This is a genomic window from Hymenobacter terrigena, assembly GCF_054776515.1.
Genome location: NZ_BAAHBU010000001.1, coordinates 704,185 through 723,120, shown reverse-complemented (window position 1 = coordinate 723,120; position 18,936 = coordinate 704,185). Strand labels below are relative to the sequence as shown.

General features: G+C 59.3%; 17 protein-coding genes. 11 read left to right on the top strand and 6 right to left on the bottom strand.

The features are described from left to right. Positions 1-57 precede the first annotated feature (57 nt). The 9 genes from ACYU7Q_RS02865 to ACYU7Q_RS02825 all read left to right on the top strand — a co-directional run bounded on the left by ACYU7Q_RS02865 (position 58) and on the right by ACYU7Q_RS02825 (position 10,025). Entirely contained in the window at positions 58-1,335 is a 1,278-nt protein-coding gene (locus ACYU7Q_RS02865) for an anthranilate synthase component I family protein (protein WP_460607924.1), read from the top strand. A 97-nt stretch (positions 1,336-1,432) separates the two neighbouring features. Beyond that, positions 1,433-2,869 (top strand): MiaB/RimO family radical SAM methylthiotransferase, encoded by a 1,437-nt coding sequence (gene miaB, locus ACYU7Q_RS02860; protein WP_460607923.1) that lies wholly within the window; start codon positions 1,433-1,435, stop codon positions 2,867-2,869. A 167-nt stretch (positions 2,870-3,036) separates the two neighbouring features. Then, the gene (locus ACYU7Q_RS02855; RefSeq protein ID WP_460607922.1) at positions 3,037-4,329 is read left to right on the top strand and encodes a sigma-54 interaction domain-containing protein; all 1,293 of its coding nucleotides are present in this window, start codon (positions 3,037-3,039) and stop codon (positions 4,327-4,329) included. A 31-nt stretch (positions 4,330-4,360) separates the two neighbouring features. Then, entirely contained in the window at positions 4,361-4,846 is a 486-nt protein-coding gene (locus ACYU7Q_RS02850) for an LptE family protein (protein WP_460607921.1), read from the top strand. A 219-nt stretch (positions 4,847-5,065) separates the two neighbouring features. After that, the gene (locus ACYU7Q_RS02845) at positions 5,066-6,637 is read left to right on the top strand and encodes a hypothetical protein (RefSeq protein ID WP_460607920.1); all 1,572 of its coding nucleotides are present in this window, start codon (positions 5,066-5,068) and stop codon (positions 6,635-6,637) included. Positions 6,638-6,664: 27 nt separating this feature from the next. Next, positions 6,665-7,069: a preprotein translocase subunit SecG gene (gene secG, locus ACYU7Q_RS02840; RefSeq protein WP_460607919.1), complete on the top strand. Its 405-nt coding sequence runs from the start codon at positions 6,665-6,667 to the stop codon at positions 7,067-7,069. A gap of 256 nt (positions 7,070-7,325) precedes the next feature. Then, positions 7,326-7,616 carry a co-chaperone GroES gene (groES, locus tag ACYU7Q_RS02835; RefSeq protein ID WP_168673154.1) on the top strand — a complete coding sequence of 97 codons (291 nt, stop codon included), beginning with the start codon at positions 7,326-7,328 and terminating at the stop codon, positions 7,614-7,616. 61 nt (positions 7,617-7,677) lie between these two features. Next, on the top strand, positions 7,678-9,324 hold the full coding sequence (gene groL / locus ACYU7Q_RS02830; RefSeq protein WP_460607918.1) for a chaperonin GroEL: 1,647 nt from the start codon (positions 7,678-7,680) through the stop codon (positions 9,322-9,324). 164 nt (positions 9,325-9,488) lie between these two features. After that, positions 9,489-10,025, top strand: coding sequence for a GNAT family N-acetyltransferase (locus ACYU7Q_RS02825; RefSeq protein WP_460607917.1), 537 nt, complete (start codon positions 9,489-9,491; stop codon positions 10,023-10,025). Positions 10,026-10,109: 84 nt separating this feature from the next. Here ACYU7Q_RS02825 and ACYU7Q_RS02820 read toward each other — a convergent pair whose 3' ends face one another. Both ACYU7Q_RS02820 and ACYU7Q_RS02815 read right to left on the bottom strand, forming a co-directional pair. Further along, positions 10,110-11,678 (bottom strand): peptide MFS transporter, encoded by a 1,569-nt coding sequence (locus ACYU7Q_RS02820; protein ID WP_460607916.1) that lies wholly within the window; start codon positions 11,676-11,678, stop codon positions 10,110-10,112. Positions 11,679-11,810: 132 nt separating this feature from the next. Further along, positions 11,811-12,734 (bottom strand): helix-turn-helix domain-containing protein, encoded by a 924-nt coding sequence (locus tag ACYU7Q_RS02815; protein WP_460607915.1) that lies wholly within the window; start codon positions 12,732-12,734, stop codon positions 11,811-11,813. A 231-nt stretch (positions 12,735-12,965) separates the two neighbouring features. Here ACYU7Q_RS02815 and pckA point away from each other — a divergent pair, with 231 nt between their 5' ends. Beyond that, on the top strand, positions 12,966-14,591 hold the full coding sequence (pckA, locus tag ACYU7Q_RS02810; protein ID WP_460607914.1) for a phosphoenolpyruvate carboxykinase (ATP): 1,626 nt from the start codon (positions 12,966-12,968) through the stop codon (positions 14,589-14,591). Positions 14,592-14,685: 94 nt separating this feature from the next. Here the strand turns inward: pckA and ACYU7Q_RS02805 are convergent, their stop codons facing one another. Beyond that, the gene (locus tag ACYU7Q_RS02805) at positions 14,686-15,645 is read right to left on the bottom strand and encodes an NmrA/HSCARG family protein (RefSeq protein ID WP_460607913.1); all 960 of its coding nucleotides are present in this window, start codon (positions 15,643-15,645) and stop codon (positions 14,686-14,688) included. Positions 15,646-16,017: 372 nt separating this feature from the next. On the opposite strand from ACYU7Q_RS02805, the gene ACYU7Q_RS02800 reads away from it, so the two are divergent. Beyond that, positions 16,018-16,713, top strand: a complete 696-nt coding sequence (locus ACYU7Q_RS02800) for an RsmE family RNA methyltransferase (protein ID WP_460607912.1) — start codon at positions 16,018-16,020, stop codon at positions 16,711-16,713. Between the two features lie 6 nt (positions 16,714-16,719). Here ACYU7Q_RS02800 and ACYU7Q_RS02795 read toward each other — a convergent pair whose 3' ends face one another. The 3 genes from ACYU7Q_RS02795 to ACYU7Q_RS02785 all read right to left on the bottom strand — a co-directional run bounded on the left by ACYU7Q_RS02795 (position 16,720) and on the right by ACYU7Q_RS02785 (position 18,872). Next, a complete protein-coding gene (locus tag ACYU7Q_RS02795; protein ID WP_460607911.1) occupies positions 16,720-17,586 on the bottom strand; it encodes a cation diffusion facilitator family transporter in 867 nt (288 codons plus the stop codon). A 61-nt stretch (positions 17,587-17,647) separates the two neighbouring features. Then, entirely contained in the window at positions 17,648-18,142 is a 495-nt protein-coding gene (locus ACYU7Q_RS02790; protein WP_460607910.1) for a hypothetical protein, read from the bottom strand. A 46-nt stretch (positions 18,143-18,188) separates the two neighbouring features. Continuing rightward, a complete protein-coding gene (locus ACYU7Q_RS02785) occupies positions 18,189-18,872 on the bottom strand; it encodes a hypothetical protein (protein ID WP_460607909.1) in 684 nt (227 codons plus the stop codon). Positions 18,873-18,936: the final 64 nt, after the last annotated feature.

The following is an 18,936-nucleotide window of genomic DNA, read 5'->3' as shown; positions in this document are numbered from 1 at the left end:
CCCGACCTTTGCAGCTGGCGCCCGCTGCTTCGGCTGCTTTTACTATCTATTTCTGCCGTGTCTGCAACTGCTCCCGTCACAATTCCGCTGCATGACTTGCCCGCCGATTTCAGCGTACGGGCGCTGCACTGGGGCGCGGCTTTTTCGCACTGTACCTACTTCGAGCCCAATGGTCTGGAATATCCGCACGGGGCATTTGAGCGTCGGCTTGCGGTAGCACCATCCGGTGCCGAAAGCGCCCATTCGCTGGCTGATTTGTCCGGGCAGGCGACGACGACTGCGCCCCGCGTTGGTTTCCTGACCTACGATTTAAAGGATGAAATCGAGGCGCTGCAAAGCGAAAATTTTGCAGGTTTTGCCTGGCCGCACCTACATCTTTTTACCCCTGTAACCTGGCTGGTGTGGCGGGCCGATACGCTGGAAATCCACGGCCGGACGAACGGTGTTTTGGACCAGATTCTGACGTGGCCGGTGCCGCCCATTTCGGCGCTGGCCGTACCCACGATGCGCCCACGCCTACCCAAAGCCGACTATTTACAGGCGGTGGAAGCTATTCGGGAAGATATTCTTAACGGGGAAGTGTACGAGTTAAACCTCTGCCAGGAGTTCTACGTGGAAAATGTGACGGTGCGTCCCGTAGAAGTTTTCTGGCAGCTCATGCAGGCGTCGCCCGCGCCGTTTGCGGGCTTCGTGCGCTGGCACGACCATTTCCTCCTCTGCGCCTCGCCCGAGCGGTTTCTGGCCCACCGCAACGGCCAGCTGATTTCCCAGCCCATCAAAGGCACCATCCGGCGTGGCCCCACGCCGGCCGAAGATGAGCAGCAACGCCAAACCCTGCTGCACGACGAAAAAGAGCGCGCCGAAAACCTGATGATTGTGGACCTCGTGCGCAACGACCTCGCCCGCATAGCACAAACCGGCACTGTGCGCGTGCCCGAGCTCTTTGGCCTCTACCCCTTCCGCCACCTCTGGCAGATGATTTCGAGCGTCACCGCCGACCTACGCCCGGGCCCCGACCTGGCCGAAATTCTGCGCGCCACTTTCCCCATGGGTTCGATGACCGGTGCCCCGAAAATCCGCGCCATGCAGCTCATCGAGCACTACGAAAGCAGCCGCCGCGGCCTCTACAGCGGCAGCATCGGCTACGTGGGAGCCGATGGGAATTTTGATTTCAACGTGGTTATTCGCTCGCTGCAATACCGCCAGGATACCGGTTATCTCAGCTTTCAAGTTGGCTCCGCCATTACCTACGACTCCGACCCCGAGCGTGAGTACGAGGAATGCTTGTTGAAAGCCAGGGCTTTACTGGAAGTTTTGGGGACTAGCATCGAGTAGAGGGCGGGCTTAGCCCCACACCCTACATTATTCTGCCATTCTGTCATTTTACCCTTGGCTGCCGTATCTTTGTCTTCCGCCGAAACGCGCTTAGAATATGGCCCAACCCCTGTTAACCCTTGATTTTTTAGATAAAGCCGCTCCCACCGCCGAGGCTACACCCAGCGGCGAGGTGCGCGTGACCGCTGCTACCCGCACGGGTCGCCAGCGCAAGCTCTACATCGAGAGCTACGGCTGCCAGATGAATTTCTCGGACTCCGAAATCGTGTCGAGCATTCTGTTTGATGAAGGCTTCGACACCACCGACGACCTTGCCAATGCCGACCTCGTGCTGCTCAATACCTGCTCCATCCGCGAGAAGGCTGAGCAGACGGTACGCATGCGCCTCAAGCAAATTAACTCGCACAAAAAGCGCAAGCCCGGCATGTTGGTGGGCGTGCTCGGCTGCATGGCCGAGCGCCTGAAAAGCAAGTTTCTGGAAGAGGAGAAAATCGTCGACCTAGTCGTCGGCCCCGACGCTTACCGGGATTTGCCTGGCCTCATCGAGCAGGTCGACGGCGGCCAGAAAGGCGTGAACGTGCTGCTGAGCCGCGAGGAAACCTACGCCGACATCACGCCCGTGCGCCTGAACAGCAACGGCGTATCGGCCTTCATCAGCATCATGCGCGGCTGCGATAATATGTGCTCGTTTTGCGTGGTGCCCTTCACCCGCGGCCGCGAGCGCAGCCGCGATGCCCACAGCATCATCCAGGAAGCCAGCGCCTTGGTAGCGGCCGGCTATAAGGAAGTGACTCTGCTGGGCCAGAATGTGGACTCCTACAAATGGGCTTCAGCCGACGGCCTGGAGCACGTCAACTTCGCCCAGCTGCTGGAGCGTGTAGCCCTCATCAGCCCCGAGCTGCGGGTGCGCTTCTCCACCTCGCACCCAAAGGACATTACCGACGAGGTGCTGCACACCATGGCGCGCTACGAGAACATTTGCAAGTACATTCACCTGCCCGCCCAAAGCGGCAACTCGCGCATTCTCAACCTAATGAACCGCACCTACGACCGGCCCTGGTACGAGGAACGGGTGCAGGCCATTCGCCGCATTCTGGGCGAGGACTGCGCCATTTCGACGGATATGATTGCCGGGTTCTGCTCCGAAACCGAGGAAGAACACCAGGACACGCTCAGCCTGCTCGATTTGGTGAAGTACGACATGGCCTACAACTTCTTCTACTCGGAACGCCCCGGTACGCTGGCCGCCCGCAAGCTGGCCGACGACATTCCGCTGGAAGTGAAGAAGCGCCGCCTGCAGGAAATCATCGACTTGCAGCAGCTCCATGCCCGCGCCCGCTACACCCGCATGGTGGGCAAGGTGCACCAGGTACTAGTCGAAGGCCCTTCGAAACGCTCGGCCGAACACCTTAGTGGCCGCAACGACCAGAACCAGGTGGTCATCTTTCCAAAGCAAAACTTCAAGAAGGGCGACTACGTGAGTGTACTTGCCACCAGCACCACCGGCGCGGCTTTGCTGGGCGAAGCGGTTTAGGCTCACATAATCAGCACTATGCCGATAGGTAACAGCATGCTTGCGTGGCAGATTTTTCTTCTGATTGGAGGAAGTTTCATTGCCTTTCTGGTTATCCGGTTGCTCTGGCGCATGAATTTTCCTAAAAAATAATTTTACGGCTGAATTATTTTGATTCGGTCCTCTGAATGACACCTTCCGAAATCCAATCCATCAAGCTCCGGTTCGGCATCATCGGCAACGCGCCGGCGCTGAACTACGCCATTCAGGTGGCCGCGCAGGTCGCGCCTACTGATATGACGGTGCTCATCACCGGCGAAAGCGGGTCGGGCAAGGAGTCGTTTTCCAAGATTATCCACGCGCTGTCGCCGCGCAAGCACGGGCAGTTTATTGCCATCAACTGCGGTGCTATCCCCGAAGGCACGATTGATTCGGAGCTGTTTGGCCACGAAAAAGGCTCCTTCACCGGAGCCAATGAGGCGCGCAAGGGCTACTTCGAAGTAACCAACGGCGGCACCATCTTCCTGGACGAAATTGGCGAGATGCCGCTGGGCACCCAGGCCCGCTTGCTGCGCGTGCTGGAGAATGGCGAGTTTATCCGGGTGGGTTCCAGCAAAGTACAGAAAACCGACGTACGCGTGGTAGCCGCTACCAACGTGAACCTGCTCGACCGCGTGCAGGCCGGTACCTTCCGCGAAGACCTGTACTACCGTCTCAACACGGTGCCCATCACGGTGCCGCCGCTGCGCGAGCGCGGCGATGATATTTACCTGCTATTCCGCAAGTTTGCTTCGGATGCTGCCGAGCGCTACCGCACCCGGCCCATCACGCTGCTGCCCGACGCCGTGCCGGTGCTTACGCGCTTCCGCTTTCCCGGCAATATCCGCCAGCTCAAGAACATTGCCGAGCAGATGTCGGTGCTTGAAACCGAGCGCGACGTGGATGCCCGCCGCCTCGCCCCTTACCTGCCGCAGGACCAGGCCAGCCGCCTGCCCATGCTGCTGGGGCCGGGCGCGCCCGAAGGCGCAGCAGCTGGCTACTCGGAGCGGGACTTGCTCTACAAAATCCTGTTCGACATGCGCCGCGACATGACGGACCTTAAGAAAATGGTGCTGGAATTGGCCACTGGCCAGCGCCCCCACGAGGCCCAGGAATTGCTTCGCCAGAACAGCCACCTCTTCAACAATACGGCTCCTGCTACCGCGTTTGACAGCGGTCAAGCCGCCGAGTATTTCCTGCCCGCCGCGCCCAGCGCCTACAACAGCGAGCCGGCCACGAGCTACGACGACGAAACTCCGGTGGAGGATATTCCGCACGAAACCGAGGAAGAGACGCTTTCGCTCGACATCAAGGAACGCGAGATGATTCTCAAGGCGTTGAAGAAACATAACAACAAGCGCAAGTACGCCGCCCACGACCTGGGCATTTCGGAACGCACCCTGTATCGCAAACTCAAGCAATATGACCTGGAGCAAGTGTAAAGCCGCTTTTTATTCAATAGCCGCCCTGTGTGTGTTATTGGGATTGAGCAGCTGCGGCGTCTACTCGTTCAACGGCACCAACATTGACCCGGCGGTGCGCACCATTTCCATTGCCACTATCCAGAACAACTCACCTTCGGGTCCGGCCTTTCTGACCCAGCGCTTCACGGAAGATTTGAAGGATTATTTCCAGCGCAATACCAACCTGAAGCTCGTGCCCCGCGACGGCGACCTGCAATTCGACGGCAACATTGTGGCCTACGACTTCGCTCCCGCCTCCATTCAGCAGGTAAACGGGGTGTCGCAGGCCGGTTCGAACCGCCTCACCATCCAAGTCAAAATCCGTTTCACCAACACCAAAGACGACAAGCAAAGCTTCGAGCAGGTGTTCCAGAATTTTGACGACTACGCGGCCAACCGCAACATTTCGACCATCAACAACGACCCCTCCGCCGTGCGCACCACCACGGATAAAATCATTACCGACATTTTCAACAAGTCGGTAGCTAACTGGTAGGCGGCGAATAAATTGGGTCCCGGCGCGCTTATTCTGCCGGGAAATTGCGTGCTGGATTTTCCGAAAAATATCGATTAACTGCACGGTAGCAGCAGGGGTATCTGCGTAAATTAGCGTAATGTTGCACCCCCATTAATGGGTCCGGAGCGCTGATTTACGGCTTAATCCCAAAAATCAACGGCTCTTTACGCCACCACTTCTCCACCGCCTGTTTCAGCCGTGACCCGCGCTACGCTCCTGCACGTCCTCGACCGCCCCACCGCCCTGGGTCCGGCCGAAGTGCGCGAGCTTGAGCAATTGGCCCAGGCCTTCCCCTACTGCCAAACGGCGCACCTGCTGCTGGCCAAAGCGGCCCACGACCAGGGCACCATGCTGGCCGGCCAGCGCCTGCGCCGCGCCGCCACCTACGCCGCCGACCGCAGCCTGCTCCGCCGCCTCATTGAGCAGGTAGAACCGGAGCCGCTGCCGACAACAGTTGCCGCTCCCGAGGTGGCAACGGCTGTTGAAGTCCCGGTCCTCGCCGCAATCGAACCGGCCCCAGTTGCCGAAGCCACCCTAGCTGTCGCCCAGCCACCAGTTGCCCCGATTACGGTAATCGAAATTCCTTCGCCACCGCCAGCAGCCGTGGTAATTGAAGCAATGCCTGAACCGGTCGTGGCCGTTGAGGAAGTTCAACCAGTGGCGCCGAGTCCGGTAGCGGCGGCCGTTCCTGTTGGAACAGAACCCGCCTTGCCACCAGCCGTGACGGCTCAGTTGCCCCCGGCACCGGCCGCTACTGTCGAAGCCCAGCCCGAAGTAGTTCCAGCTGCCGAACCAACATATTCATCGCCTATAGTTCAGGAAGTACAAGAGACGTTGCCGCCAGCGGCAATCGAAGCGCCCGCGGTATCAACTGAATTGGAAGCGGCAGTTCCGGTGGCAGCGCCGGCCGTGGTGGATTTGCCGGTGCTAGTCGACCAGGAAGGCGCTACCATAGCAGCCAGCAGTTCTTCCGAAGCAGCGGAAACATCCCCTGCACCACCTCCCGAAGCGCCTCTGGCAGTTGAAATCGCTGATGAATTGCCGCCCCAGGCCCCCGCTATTCGGCCGCCGGTAGAAGTGGGCGAAGCGAGGTTCGAGTTCGGGTTGGCCGATGCGCCGCCAGCTGCCGTGCCGACCTACGAGTTGCCAGGTTTGGTTGATGAATGGGCTGCCTCGGCCGTAACGCGCAGCCTGGGCAGCCCCGATGTATTTGCCCTGCCGATTCCCGCTCCGGCCGCGCCGGTTTTTACCCCGGCCGCCTTCACTGGCGATGCCGTGGTGGGCTATGCTTATGGGGAAAGCAGCCGGCTGGGGTTGTCCATGCAATTGCTGGACTTGTTGATTGCCAAGGCCGAAGCTGCCGAGACAGCCACCGCGGTAGTAGCTGCCGCCCAGCCGCCGGCCGTGCCACTTCCTCCCACCGGCACCTTCTTCGAGCCCGACCCGCTGCTGCTCGACCACTGGGCTACGCATTGCCCGGCACCGCCCGAGTTGCCCTCCACACTCGACCTTATCAACAACTTTCTTAAGCGCCAGCCGCGCCTCACGCGGCCCGGCATGCTGCCCCCAACGCCCGGCGGCCAGCCCGATTTGAGCGTGCGCAGCACCCGCGCCGAACCCGACCTCGTGTCCGAAAATCTGGCCCGCATCTTCGTGCGGCAGGGCAAAACGGCCCGCGCCATTGAGATTTATGAAAAGCTCATGGTGAAGCAGCCGGAAAAAATGGCGTACTTTGCACTCCAGATTCAATCTTTGCAACCTTCAGCGTAGTTTGCTTTTTCAGCTTCTTTACCCCTCATGTACACTGCTCTAATTATCCTCGTTCTCCTGGTGTGTTTCCTGCTGGCCCTCGTAGTGCTGGCCCAAAACCCCAAAGGGGGCGGAATTTCCAGCCAGTTTAGCGCCGGCGGCGCGGCCAGCATGATGGGCGTGAAACGCACCGGCGACCTGCTCGAAAAACTCACCTGGGGCTTCGCCATTGGCCTGGTGGTGTTGTCGCTCGGCTCGCACATGCTCACCTCCACCGGCGGTGGCCCGGTGCGTAGCGTGAACCAGCAGCGTGCCCTCGAAACCAAGCTGCCGGCGCCTACCGCCCCGAGCGCGCCGGCCCCGGCGGCTACCGACGCAACTGCTCCGGCTACTGCTCCCACTGGTACGGCTCCGGCTCAGCAGCCTGCCGCGCCGGCCACAACCGGCAAATAATTAGAGCGTTTTTTGAACGAGCGGAAGCCGGTGTTTCTCTAACGAGAAGCACCGGCTTTTTCTTTGGGCATTGCGCAGGCTTGGCGTTATGGCAATGCACAGCCGAAGCGGCCACTGCAACCGGCACATCCGCCACTTCTGCCACCTGCCAGTGGCAAAGCCTGCCAATTTTGTCAGGTTTGTGGGGCTGGCACGGGAAATGAGACAGGGCCGGGCACCAAGTATTTCAACTTAATCCAACCCTAATACACCCAAAATGGCACTTAGCATGAAACCGCTGGCCGACCGCGTCATTGTTCGCGCCGCCGCCGCCGAGGAGAAAACCAAATCCGGCATCATCATCCCCGATACGGCCAAGGAGAAGCCCCAGCGTGGCGAAGTAGTAGCCGTGGGCGAAGGTAAAACGGCCGACAGCGGCACCATCATCAAGCCCCAGGTGAAGGTGGGCGACCAGGTTCTGTACGGCAAGTACGCCGGCACCGAAATCACCGTCGACGGTGAGGACCTGCTCATCATGCGCGAGTCGGACATTTTCGCCGTGCTTTAAGCCATTGGCTTACGTTGCGAAAACCCATTAACTCATTCTTTCATACCCTCATTACCCAGCAATGGCTAAGAACATCCAATTCGACACCGACGGCCGCGCCAAGCTGCAAGCCGGCGTCAACAAACTGGCGAACGCCGTGAAAGTGACCCTCGGCCCGAAAGGCCGCAACGTCATTATTGATAAGAAATTCGGCGCTCCCTCCATCACCAAGGACGGCGTGACCGTGGCCAAGGAAATTGAGCTGCGCGACCCGATTGAGAACATGGGCGCCCAGCTCGTGAAAGAAGTGGCGTCGAAAACGGCCGACCAGGCCGGTGACGGTACCACCACGGCTACGGTTTTGGCTCAGGCCATCTACACCGCCGGCTCGAAAAACGTGGCTGCCGGGGCCAACCCGATGGATTTGAAGCGCGGCATCGACAAGGCAGTTATCGCCGTGGTTGCTAACCTGAAATCGCAGTCGAAAAAGATTGAAAATTCGGCAGAAATCGCCCAAGTAGGTGCCATTTCGGCCAACAACGACATGGAAATTGGCAAAATGATTGCCGATGCCATGGACAAAGTAGGCAAGGAAGGCGTCATCACGGTGGAAGAAGCCCGTGGCACCGAAACCGAAGTAAAAACGGTGGAAGGCATGCAGTTTGACCGCGGCTACCTCTCCCCTTACTTCGTGACCAACCCCGAGAAAATGGAGGTTGAGTTCGACTCGCCTTACGTACTCATCTACGACAAGAAAGTGAGCACCATGAAGGAGCTCCTGCCCGTGCTGGAGCAGGTGCTGCAGACTGGCAAGCCCCTCGTTATCATCTCAGAAGATGTGGACGGTGAAGCCCTCGCTACCCTCGTGGTGAACAAGCTGCGCGGCTCGCTGAAAATCGCGGCCGTGAAGGCTCCCGGCTTCGGCGACCGCCGCAAGGCCATGCTGGAGGACATTGCCACCCTCACGGGTGGTACCGTTATCAGCGAAGAGCAGGGCTACAAGCTCGAAAACGCTACCTTGGAGTACCTCGGCACGGCGGAGAAAATCATCATCGACAAGGACAACACCACCATCGTGAACGGCAAGGGTTCGAAGGACGCCATCAGCGGCCGCATCGCCCAAATCAAAGCCCAGATGGAAACCACCACGAGCGACTACGACAAGGAGAAACTGCAGGAGCGCCTCGCTAAGCTGAGCGGCGGCGTGGCCATTCTCTACATCGGTGCTTCGACTGAAGTGGAAATGAAAGAGAAGAAAGACCGCGTGGACGATGCCCTGCACGCTACCCGCGCTGCCGTTGAGGAAGGCGTGGTACCCGGCGGTGGCGTGGCCCTGGTGCGCGCCCTGGAAGCCCTCGATGCAGTGGACACCCACAATGCTGACGAGCGCACCGGTGTGAACATCATCCGCACCGCCCTGGAGGCTCCCCTCCGCACCATCGTGGCCAATGCTGGCGGCGAAGGCTCGGTAGTGGTGCAGAAAGTGCGCGACGGCAAAGCCGACTACGGCTACAACGCCCGCGAAGACCGGTACGAGAACCTGGTGGCCGCTGGTATCATCGACCCCACCAAGGTGACCCGTCTGGCCCTCGAAAACGCTGCTTCCATCGCCGGCCTGCTGCTGACGACCGAAGCCGTGATTTCGGACGAGCCCGAGCCTAAGGACAACGGCCATAGCCACGGCGAAGGCGGCATGGGCGGCATGGGTGGCATGGGCGGCATGATGTAAGTCGAGCCGCTGGCAGCCCTGCTGTTAGCTCAAGAGAAGGCCCCGCTGGTATTGCCGGCGGGGCTTTTTTATGCCCATAGGAGTTATCAAACCGCAGAATGGCTCAGCCTCCGGTGTACCTTGGCGGTCATAGCTACACAACTTGCCCATTTGCACGCTGCCCCATGATGCCTAATATTCAACCCCGCTTAGAAAACCAGCAGGTACTGTTGATGCCCTTGCAGGAAACTGATTTTGCGGCCCTGCACGCTACGGCTGCCGACCCAAATATTTGGGAGCAGCACCCTAATAAGGACCGATGGCAGTTAGAGGTATTCAGGACGTTTTTTGACGGAGCCATGCAAAGCCACGGCGCCTTCAAAATTGTAGACAAAGCCACCAACGAAGTAGCGGGCAGTACGCGGTTTTACGGGTATAACGAGGAGGATGACAGCATCCTGATTGGCTACACGTTCTATGCTACCCGGTATTGGGGAAAGGGCTTTAACAGCGGTGTGAAGGCGCTGATGCTTGATTACATTTACCAGTTTGTCTCGCAGGTACATTTCCACATTGGCGCGCAAAATACCCGTTCGCAGATAGCCATCGGCCGCTTGGGCGCCGAGAAGATTGCCGAGGAGGAAATAGCTTATTTCGGCGAGGCGCCCAAGCTCAACTTTGTCTATCGGCTCACTAAAGAAAACTGGCTTGCCCGTCAGTAGCAGCATTCATCGAGCGGTGTGCACTGCATAAAAAAGCCCCCGGCACCATCGGTGCCGGGGGCTTTTTTATCTTGCCAAATACAGTTACTGCGCTACGGGCGCGGGGTAGTTGCGGGCGTCCATCATCTTGGCCAGCTTGCCGCTGATGAGGAACAGAATGCCGGCGGCCACGGCGGCCGAAACCACGAACACCATGAAGAAATCGTAGAGGTTGGTGATGTGGAAACCCAGGATTTCGGGCGCGGGGGCCGTCGATTTGGGGTCGGGGTAGAGGCTGCTCATGTAGCCGGCCAGGTAGTTGGCGGCGGCGTTGGCGAGGAACCACACGGCCATCAGCAGCGAGGCGAATTTGGCGGGAGCCAGCTTGTTTACCAGCGAGAGGCCGATGGGCGACAGGCACAGCTCGCCCACGGAGTGCAGGAAATAGAGCGCCACCAGGAAGAACATACTCACCTTCACGCCGGGCTGCAGGTTGTGCACGCCGAAGCACATCACGAGGTAGCCAGCGGCCAGGCAGGCCAGGCCGATGGCCATTTTGAGGGGGGACGGCGGCTCGGCGCCGCGGCGGCCGAGGGCCGTCCAGACCATGGCCATGAGCGGTGCGCCTACCACCACGAAGATGGCGTTCAGGTTCTGGAAAATACTGGCTGGCAGGGTGAAGCCGAAGATGGTGCGGTTCATCTGCTCATCGGCGAAGAAGGTGAGCGAGGCCGGGGCCTGCTCGAAAGCGGCCCAGAAGAACACCACGAAGAACGACACGATGAAAATCACCATGATGCCTTTGATGTCGGCCCCGCTCAGGGATTTATCGCTGAAAATCATGTAGGCAATGCCAATAACGGCCACGCCCAGCAGCGGCGCAATGGTGGGGAACTTGGCAGAATCGAGCCACAGAATGCCCAGAATGATGGCCAGCAGCACCGGCAGCAGCGCATATACGCCCATGATGCCGCCCGAAATGGCGGGCGTTTCGCCTACCTGCACGCCTTCCGGCGTGTGCAGGTACTTGTTTTTGCCCCAGTTGAACACCACGGTGCCCAGCAGCATGGCAATGCCGCAGGCCAGGAAGGCCCAGCGGAAATCGGCCGGATTGCCGGTATCGCCGATGAGGCTGGTGATGGTGTTGCCGATAAACGAGCCCAGGTTGATGCCCATGTAGAAGATGGTGTAGGCCGCGTCCTTGCGCTTATCGGCCGGGCTGTAGAGGGAGCCCACCATGCTCGAAATATTGGGCTTAAAGAAGCCGTTGCCCACAATCATTACGCCCAGGCCCAGGTACAGCATCCAGTGGCTCAGGGCGTGGGTGCTTTCGGGGCCGTAGTTCGAAGCCGAGAAAAACAGCGTGAACTGGCCCAGCGCCATCAGCAAACCGCCCGTGAGAATGGAGCGCCGGTTGCCCCAGTAGCGGTCCGAAATAAAGCCACCGATGAGCGGCGTGAGGTACACGAGACTGGTGTAGCCGCCGTAGAATTTGGACGCGAAGGCCTTGTCCATCATCATGGCCTTGGTGAGGAACAGCACCAGCACGGCGCGCATGCCGTAGTAGCTGAACCGCTCCCACATTTCGGTGGCGAAAAGCAGGTACAGGCCGCGCGGGTGGCTCGTGGATTCCGCCGATAGCGGTTGCTCGGTCTGAGCAGGAATGGTTTGCATATGGGAAACTAGGGTGAGAAATGAGTTGCTAGCAGGGAAAATGCGGTCCGCTGCATTCTTAATGCAATACGGGCACGGTAAATCTAGGAAAGTTTCGGCATTATGAAGCCGATTAGGCTGGCAAGCGCAAGCTCAGGCAGACAGCGAAGGCTCCCCTTTTCCGGCTTTGCCGGCCCCATCACTCCGGTACGCCTTCGCCCGGTATGCCCCCGGCGAGAGTCCGGTTTGCTTGCGAAAAAACCGCGTGAAATACCCCGGGTCGACGAACTGCAGCTCGTAGGCGATTTCGGCGACGGAGAGCGAAGTGTATAACAAGTAGTTGTGGGCCCGGCGGATGGTGTGGGCCTGCACAATCTGCTGGGCCGTTTTGCCCTTCACCGCCTGGCAGATGCGGTTGAGGTGCACCGGCGTAATCTTGAGCTCCTGGGCAAAATCGGAGATTTTCTTCTCGAAGGGTGCGGTGCGCTCGATGGCTTTCTGGAACTCGCGGAAGTAGTGCAGGGCGCGGTTGGGGCTTTCCTCCTGGCGGCGGTTGTGGTGCAGCAGCCGAAATATTTTCACAAACAGTAGCTTGAAATAGCCATTCAGCGCTAGCTGCTTGCCGGGCAGCTCCGAATTTATTTCCTCGTGAATCTGCTGCTCCAGGGCCGATAAATCGGCGAAGCTGACTTCGGAATTGAATTCGGACAGAATATGCAGCGCGTTGATTTCAACCAGCACACCGGGCGTGGCTTGCAGAATGGTATCGAGCAAGGCCTCTGAAAGCGTGAGCGTGCGCCCCTTCACCTGGGGGCTGAAGGTGAAGCCGTGCACGGTATTGGCCGGAATGATGACCAGGCAGGGCGTGCGCAGCTCCACCAGCTCGGTGGCCTCGAAGGCAGCGCGGCCGGCTTCGAGAAAAAACAGCTGGAACAGGTTTTCGTGCAGGTGCGGCTTCAGGCCCCAGTCGGTGAAGCGCTGGCGGGGCACGATGAGCTGGCTTTGCAGGTAGTCGTGCGAAATCTGGGCCTTGTGGTCGCCGTAGATTCCGTTGTAGCGAGCAATTTCAATGGCCATGGACAAAGATGCGAAAGGCTGGGACAAACCAAACCTAAAGATAGACCAGCGTTGCATTACTCCTACCCTCACGGGGCGTCAAGCCGCATCCTGTCGCCAACGGGACAATCTGAACCATGCGTGGTTTGATTTGTCCCATTAAAGAAATGGTTTGTTTCACTACTCTCAAGCAGCGGTATTCTACCTTTGTACCCGAAGTCAAGAGAATTCCCACCCAACACTTTCATAGCCATGCAAGAAGCTTCCACCTCTGCCGTCGACGCCCGCAATCGTTTGCAGCCGCTCGGCTTCCGCGAAACCGCCACCGTTCACCTCAATCCTACACCGGCCGAGCTCATTGAGCACGCCCTGCGCAACGGCGAAGGCCAGCTCACCGACACCGGCGCGTTGATGGCCGATACCGGCAAGTTTACCGGCCGCTCGCCCAAAGACCGGTTTGTGGTGAAGGACGCCAACACCGAAAACAGCGTGTGGTGGGGCGATATCAACATCCCCTTCGACGCCGATAAGTTCGACCAACTGCACCAGAAAGTGGTGGCTTACCTGGCCGATAAAGAGCTGTACGTGCGCGAAGCCTACGCCGGGGCCAACCCCAACTACCAGCTCAAGCTGCGCATCGTGAACGAGCAGGCCTGGCACAACCTATTCTGCTACAACATGTTCCTGCGCCCTGAGCCCGGCGCGGACACCTCCTGGACGCCCGATTTCAGCATCATCTGCGCCCCCGGCTTCGAGGCCGACCCGGCCGTGGACGGCACCCGCCAGCCCAACTTCGCCATCATCAACTTCACCAAAAAGATGATTCTGATTGGTGGCACGGGCTACGCCGGCGAGATGAAAAAGGGCATTTTCGGCGTGCTGAACTACCTCTTGCCCCACGAGCACAACACGCTGAGCATGCACTGCTCGGCCAACGTAGGCAAAGACGGCGACACGGCCATCTTCTTCGGCCTGTCGGGCACCGGCAAAACGACGCTTTCGGCCGACCCGAACCGCGGCCTTATCGGCGACGACGAGCACGGCTGGACGCCCGACGCCGGCATCTTCAACTTTGAAGGCGGCTGCTACGCCAAGGTGATTGACCTGAGCAAGGAGAAGGAACCCGAGATTTACGACGCTATTCGCTTCGGCGCCATCGTCGAGAATACGCGCTTCTTCCCCGGCACGCACACCATCGACTACGCCAACAAGTCGGTGACGGAAAATACCCGCACCGCCTACCCCATCAACTTCATTCCCCACGCCATTGAGCCCGGCGTGGCCGATGCGCCGAAGAACATTTTCTTCCTCACGGCCGATGCCTTTGGCGTGATTCCGCCCATCAGCAAGCTCGATAAGAGCCACGCCATGTACCTGTTCATGTCGGGCTACACGGCCAAGGTGGCGGGCACCGAAATGGGCGTGACCGAGCCCCAGACCACGTTCTCGGCCTGCTTCGGCGCCGTGTTCCTGCCGCTGCACCCCACCAAATATGCTGAGATGCTGGGCCAGAAAATGGACGAGAACCCGGATATCAACGTGTGGCTCATCAACACGGGCTGGACGGGCGGCAGCTACGGCACCGGCCACCGCATGAAACTGCCCTACACCCGCGCCATGATTACGGCCGCCCTCAACGGCCAGCTCAACGACGTGAAATTCACCAAGCACCCCGTGTTTGGCATGATGGTGCCTGGCGCGGTACCCGGTGTGCCCACCGAAATCCTGGACCCGCGCAATACCTGGGCCGACAAGGAAGCCTACGACAAAACGGCTTCGGACCTGGCCGAGAAATTTGTCGAGAACTTTAAGAAATACGCCGAATTTGCCAACGAGGAAATCCTGGCCGGCGCGCCGCACGTGGCGGTAGAAGCCTAGAAATCCGCAGTAGTTCACTCACCAGAAAGCCCCGTCGGTTGCAGCCGACGGGGCTTTTGCTGTTTTATTGAAGGAAGCTGGAACGGCTAAATGGTTAGCTAACCAGCTGCTCGACGGGAATGCGCTGGCCGTTTTTAATCAGCCATTCGCTGAAGGTTTGCAGCTCGGGGTTTAGCTCCCGCGAGAAAGCCAGGTCCCGGGCTTTGAGGGAATCCTCGGCAAAGTCCCGCTGAAACTGGAACATGTTGCCGAGGTCGTCGGCCCCGGGAAAGCCCAGGTTGCGGTATTGCTCGGGCGTCAGCTCATTATAGGCAATGGGCAGGCCGAAGACTTTGGTCATGGTGTCGGCCATCTGCTGCCCGGTGAGCTGCTCACCGGCGATGCCAACCGTTTTGCCAATCAGCGCTTTGCCTTTTTTGAAAATACCCAGTGCGCACTTGCCAATATCCTCGGCCGCGATGCCCGACAGCTTGCTATTGCCGAGGGGGAAACTGATGGCCAGCTTGCCATCCGGCCCCGGTTTCGGGCCCATGCCGAAGTAGATAAAGTTCTCCCAGTAGAACGAGGTGAGCAGGAAAGTAGTCGGCACTTTGAGGTCGGAAAAGTAATGATTGGCGCCGCCTTTGGCGTCGAGGTGGGGCACTTTGTACTTGCCCATCAGGGTCGGCATGCGGTTGTCGGACAGCGGAATCCACTTCCGCGAGTCTTCCAGCGTAGACCAGATAACGTGTTTCAGGCCCGCATCCTTGGCCGCCTGGGCCATGTTGCGGGCGTGGGTATCTTCTTTCTCGGGCGAAAAATGCTCCCAGAAAAAGGTGACGCAATACGCGCCGTAAGCGCCGGCCATTGCCCGGCGGATGCTCGCCGGGTCGTCGAGGTCGCCGGCCACAACCTGGGCCCCGTGCCGGACCAACTGCTGCGCCTTAGGCGAATGAACGTCACGGGTAACGGCGCGCACAGTGAATTCATCGGAGGGGTCATTCAAGATTGCGCGAACAAGGCCGCCGCCCTGGGCACCGGTGGCACCGAAGACGGTGATGAGTTTTTTCTGCATGGCTCAAGCGTTTGGTATTAGTAAAAACAGGATGGGTCAACTAAAATAATTATTATATTTCAATATTTATATTAATAAAACGCATTGGTATAGCCTTTCGGCAGCACCTTTTTGCCATGCATGAACACCATTCAGTGCGAATAAGCGGGCTTGAAGAGGCTGTTTTCACTGCCAGTCAGCCGCTTGCCAGCAGTATAAAAGCGCTAGGCGTTGAGTAGTCTTGAGCCATAAAACTCCTTTCCTGGCCGGGCAAATAATTTGCGGCATGGCGGCGACAGGCCGCATCGGCCGGCGTGCAATTATCGACGGCCCGGCTTGGCGTGCGGCATCTGGCAACGCGGCTTTTGCCCCGGCCTGCCGTTCTTTGCCGCCATGCATACCTTTTTCGCGCCCGACCTCGCCGGCCCCACTTACACCCTGCCCGAAGACGAGAGCAAGCACGCCGTGCGCGTGCTGCGCCTGGGCGTGGGCGACGAAGTGGAGCTGCTCGACGGCCGGGGCGGCCTCTACAAGGCAGCCGTGGCCGACGCCAACCCCAAGCGCTGCCAACTCCGCATCACGCACCACGAAACGGTAGCCCCCCGCTCCTACTTCACCCACGTGGCCGTGGCTCCCACCAAAAACCTCGACCGCATGGAGTGGTTCGTGGAAAAGGCCGTGGAAATTGGCGTCGAGCGCATCAGCTTCCTGCGCTGCGCCCGCTCCGAGCGCCGCGAGCTGAAGCTAGAACGGCTGGAGAAAATTGCCATCAGCGCCTTGAAGCAGTCGGGCCAAGCGTGGCTGCCGCAGCTGGATGAGATGCAGGATTTTGGGGCTTTTGTGGCCGGGGCGATGCCGGAAACCACGTTTATCGCGCACCTGGAGGAAGGCGAGCGTACATCGCTGGCGCAGGTGGCCGGCACGGGGTCGGGCTGCTGCGTGCTCATCGGGCCGGAAGGCGACTTTACGCCGCAGGAAATTGCCCTGGCGCTGGGGAAAGGAATTCGGCCGGTGACGCTGGGCGCCTCGCGGCTGCGCACGGAAACGGCGGCGCTGGCAGCGGTGTTCATGGCCCACATCGGCCGCTAAACTCCGCTACTGCGGCTCTACGTGAATGAGGACGTGGCCGAGTTGCGGGAGCTTAGTACGCAGCGTGTCCTGGAGGTGGTGCGCGATTTCGTGGCCCTGGCGCACGGTAATGGCCCCGCTTACCTTGGCGTGCAGGTCGACGTGGTACTGCATGCCGGCTTTGCGGATGAAGCACTTTTCGGTGCCGCGCACGCCTTCCACCGTGAGGGCAACTTGGCGGATTTCCAGCACCAAATCATCGTAGACGTGCTCGTCCAGGATTTCGCCCAGCGCGGGCCGGAAAATCTGGTAGCTGTTGTAGAGGATGAAGCCCGAGGCGAACAAGGCGGCCCAATCGTCGGCCGACTCGTAGCCCTTACCCAAAAACAGCGCGATGGAAATGCCTACGAACGCGGCCACCGACGTGATGGCGTCGCTGCGGTGGTGCCAGGCATCAGCTTTGAGCGAGGAGCTGTTGGTTTCCTCCGCTTTTTTCATCACCGTGCGAAAGGAAATTTCCTTCCAGACGATGATGCCGCCCAGAATCGCCAGCGTCCAGGCCTTGGGCAGGGCGTGCGGCGTGCCAATGTTCTGAATGCTCTCGTAGGCAATAATGGTGGCCGAGGTTATCAAAAACCCCACCACCAGAAACGTCACCAGCGGCTCGATGCGGCCGTGGCCGTAAGGATGGTTTTTATCGGCGGGCCGGCTGGCGTACTTGATGCCAAAGAGCACCAGAAACGACGCAAAAATATCGGTCGTGGATTCGATGGCATCGGCCACCAAGGCGTAGGAATTGCCGAAGTAGCCGGCCACTCCCTTGATTAGCGCCAGGCTCGTATTGCCAATGATGCTGAAATAAGTGGCTTTAACGGCCGTTTCTTCGTTGGTCATAAAGCGGGCAAAAGGCAGTGCGGAAGCGAAGGAAAGCGGCTGGCAAAGCAGCAGCGACGCGTTATTTCAGGTAATACGTCCGCATAAACTGCACGGCTTCTTTTTCGTCGGCCACGCATTCATTGCAGAACGTTCCACTGCCGTTGACCGGTCCTTCGTACTCCCAGGCAAAGTTATTGGGAGTCTGGCCGGCAGCACTCACCGCGAGCAGGGTGCCGCTCGGAATTACGGACAGCACATTCCCATTGGCAAACTGCACCTTAAAGCCTGGCTTACCATTTAACTGGGTCTTCCCCAAGTATTTTACCGTGACTTCCTTGCGGTCAGGTCCGTAAGAATAATAAATATCCGTGCGCTTACCGGCCTTCACCCAGAAGCTCAGGTGCTCGTAGCCGACCGTGCCCGGTGCACCATAGGAATACGACGCGACTTTGGTTGGCGCGCTTTTGGTTTGGGCGCTGGCAGAGGCTCCGGTCAACAGCAGCGTGGCGGTGATGGCAAAGAGCTGGACCTTCATGGTCAAATGGATAAAGTTCGAGAAGTTCGGTGAAGGCACGCACCGAAGCGGACGGCCCCACGGTGGCGTTTACTAATTCAAATGCTTAAATGTTGTCCGTCAGCAGCTGCCAGATGGCGGCCAGGTGCGCCAATAACACCAACGGCACCACGCACCCCGGCAGCCACACAAACGGAAAATGCAGAATGGCCACATTGGGCTGCTCGAAGGCGAAACGCTGCAAGGGCGTGGGGGCCGACAGCAGCGCATTAACCACAATATTGAGCAGGGAGGCTAGCCCGAGGATATTCCAGAGCAGCAGCCCCCGGCGACCCAGCTGCTTTTTATGGAAGGCAAAATAGTAGACTACGGGCGCCGTGAGGCCCAGCAGAATATCCCAGTTGCGGCCTTCAAACGTCATGAGTAGCGGCACGGCTTTCTGCAAATACAGACCGAACAAAACCAGCTCGACCGGGAAGCGGACCACGTGAAGCAAGGTCAGGATGTCCAGGCGCAACCCATCAAGCCAGCGCCGCCCGGCCGCCGTGGCAAACAGCACCACAACCAGCAGCAGCGGCGACCCCAGCAGCAGCGCCAGCCGCGGCGGCAGCGTATTGCTGATGGTATAGAAGCCGCTCAGGCCTACCACGCCCTGCATCAGCAGCCACGCTAGCAGCACCTGCAGCACGCGTTTCGACCGCTGCGCGGCCAAGTAAAACAGCCAGACCGCGAGGCCCGTGGTCAGGCCAAAAGTGAGGCTGAGAAGCGCGGTGTTGGGGAGCGTGTGCATGGCCGTTCGGGTCAGTCTTTGATACGTCACAAAGGAACTGACGGCCCTTCCGGCCCGGCTTGCC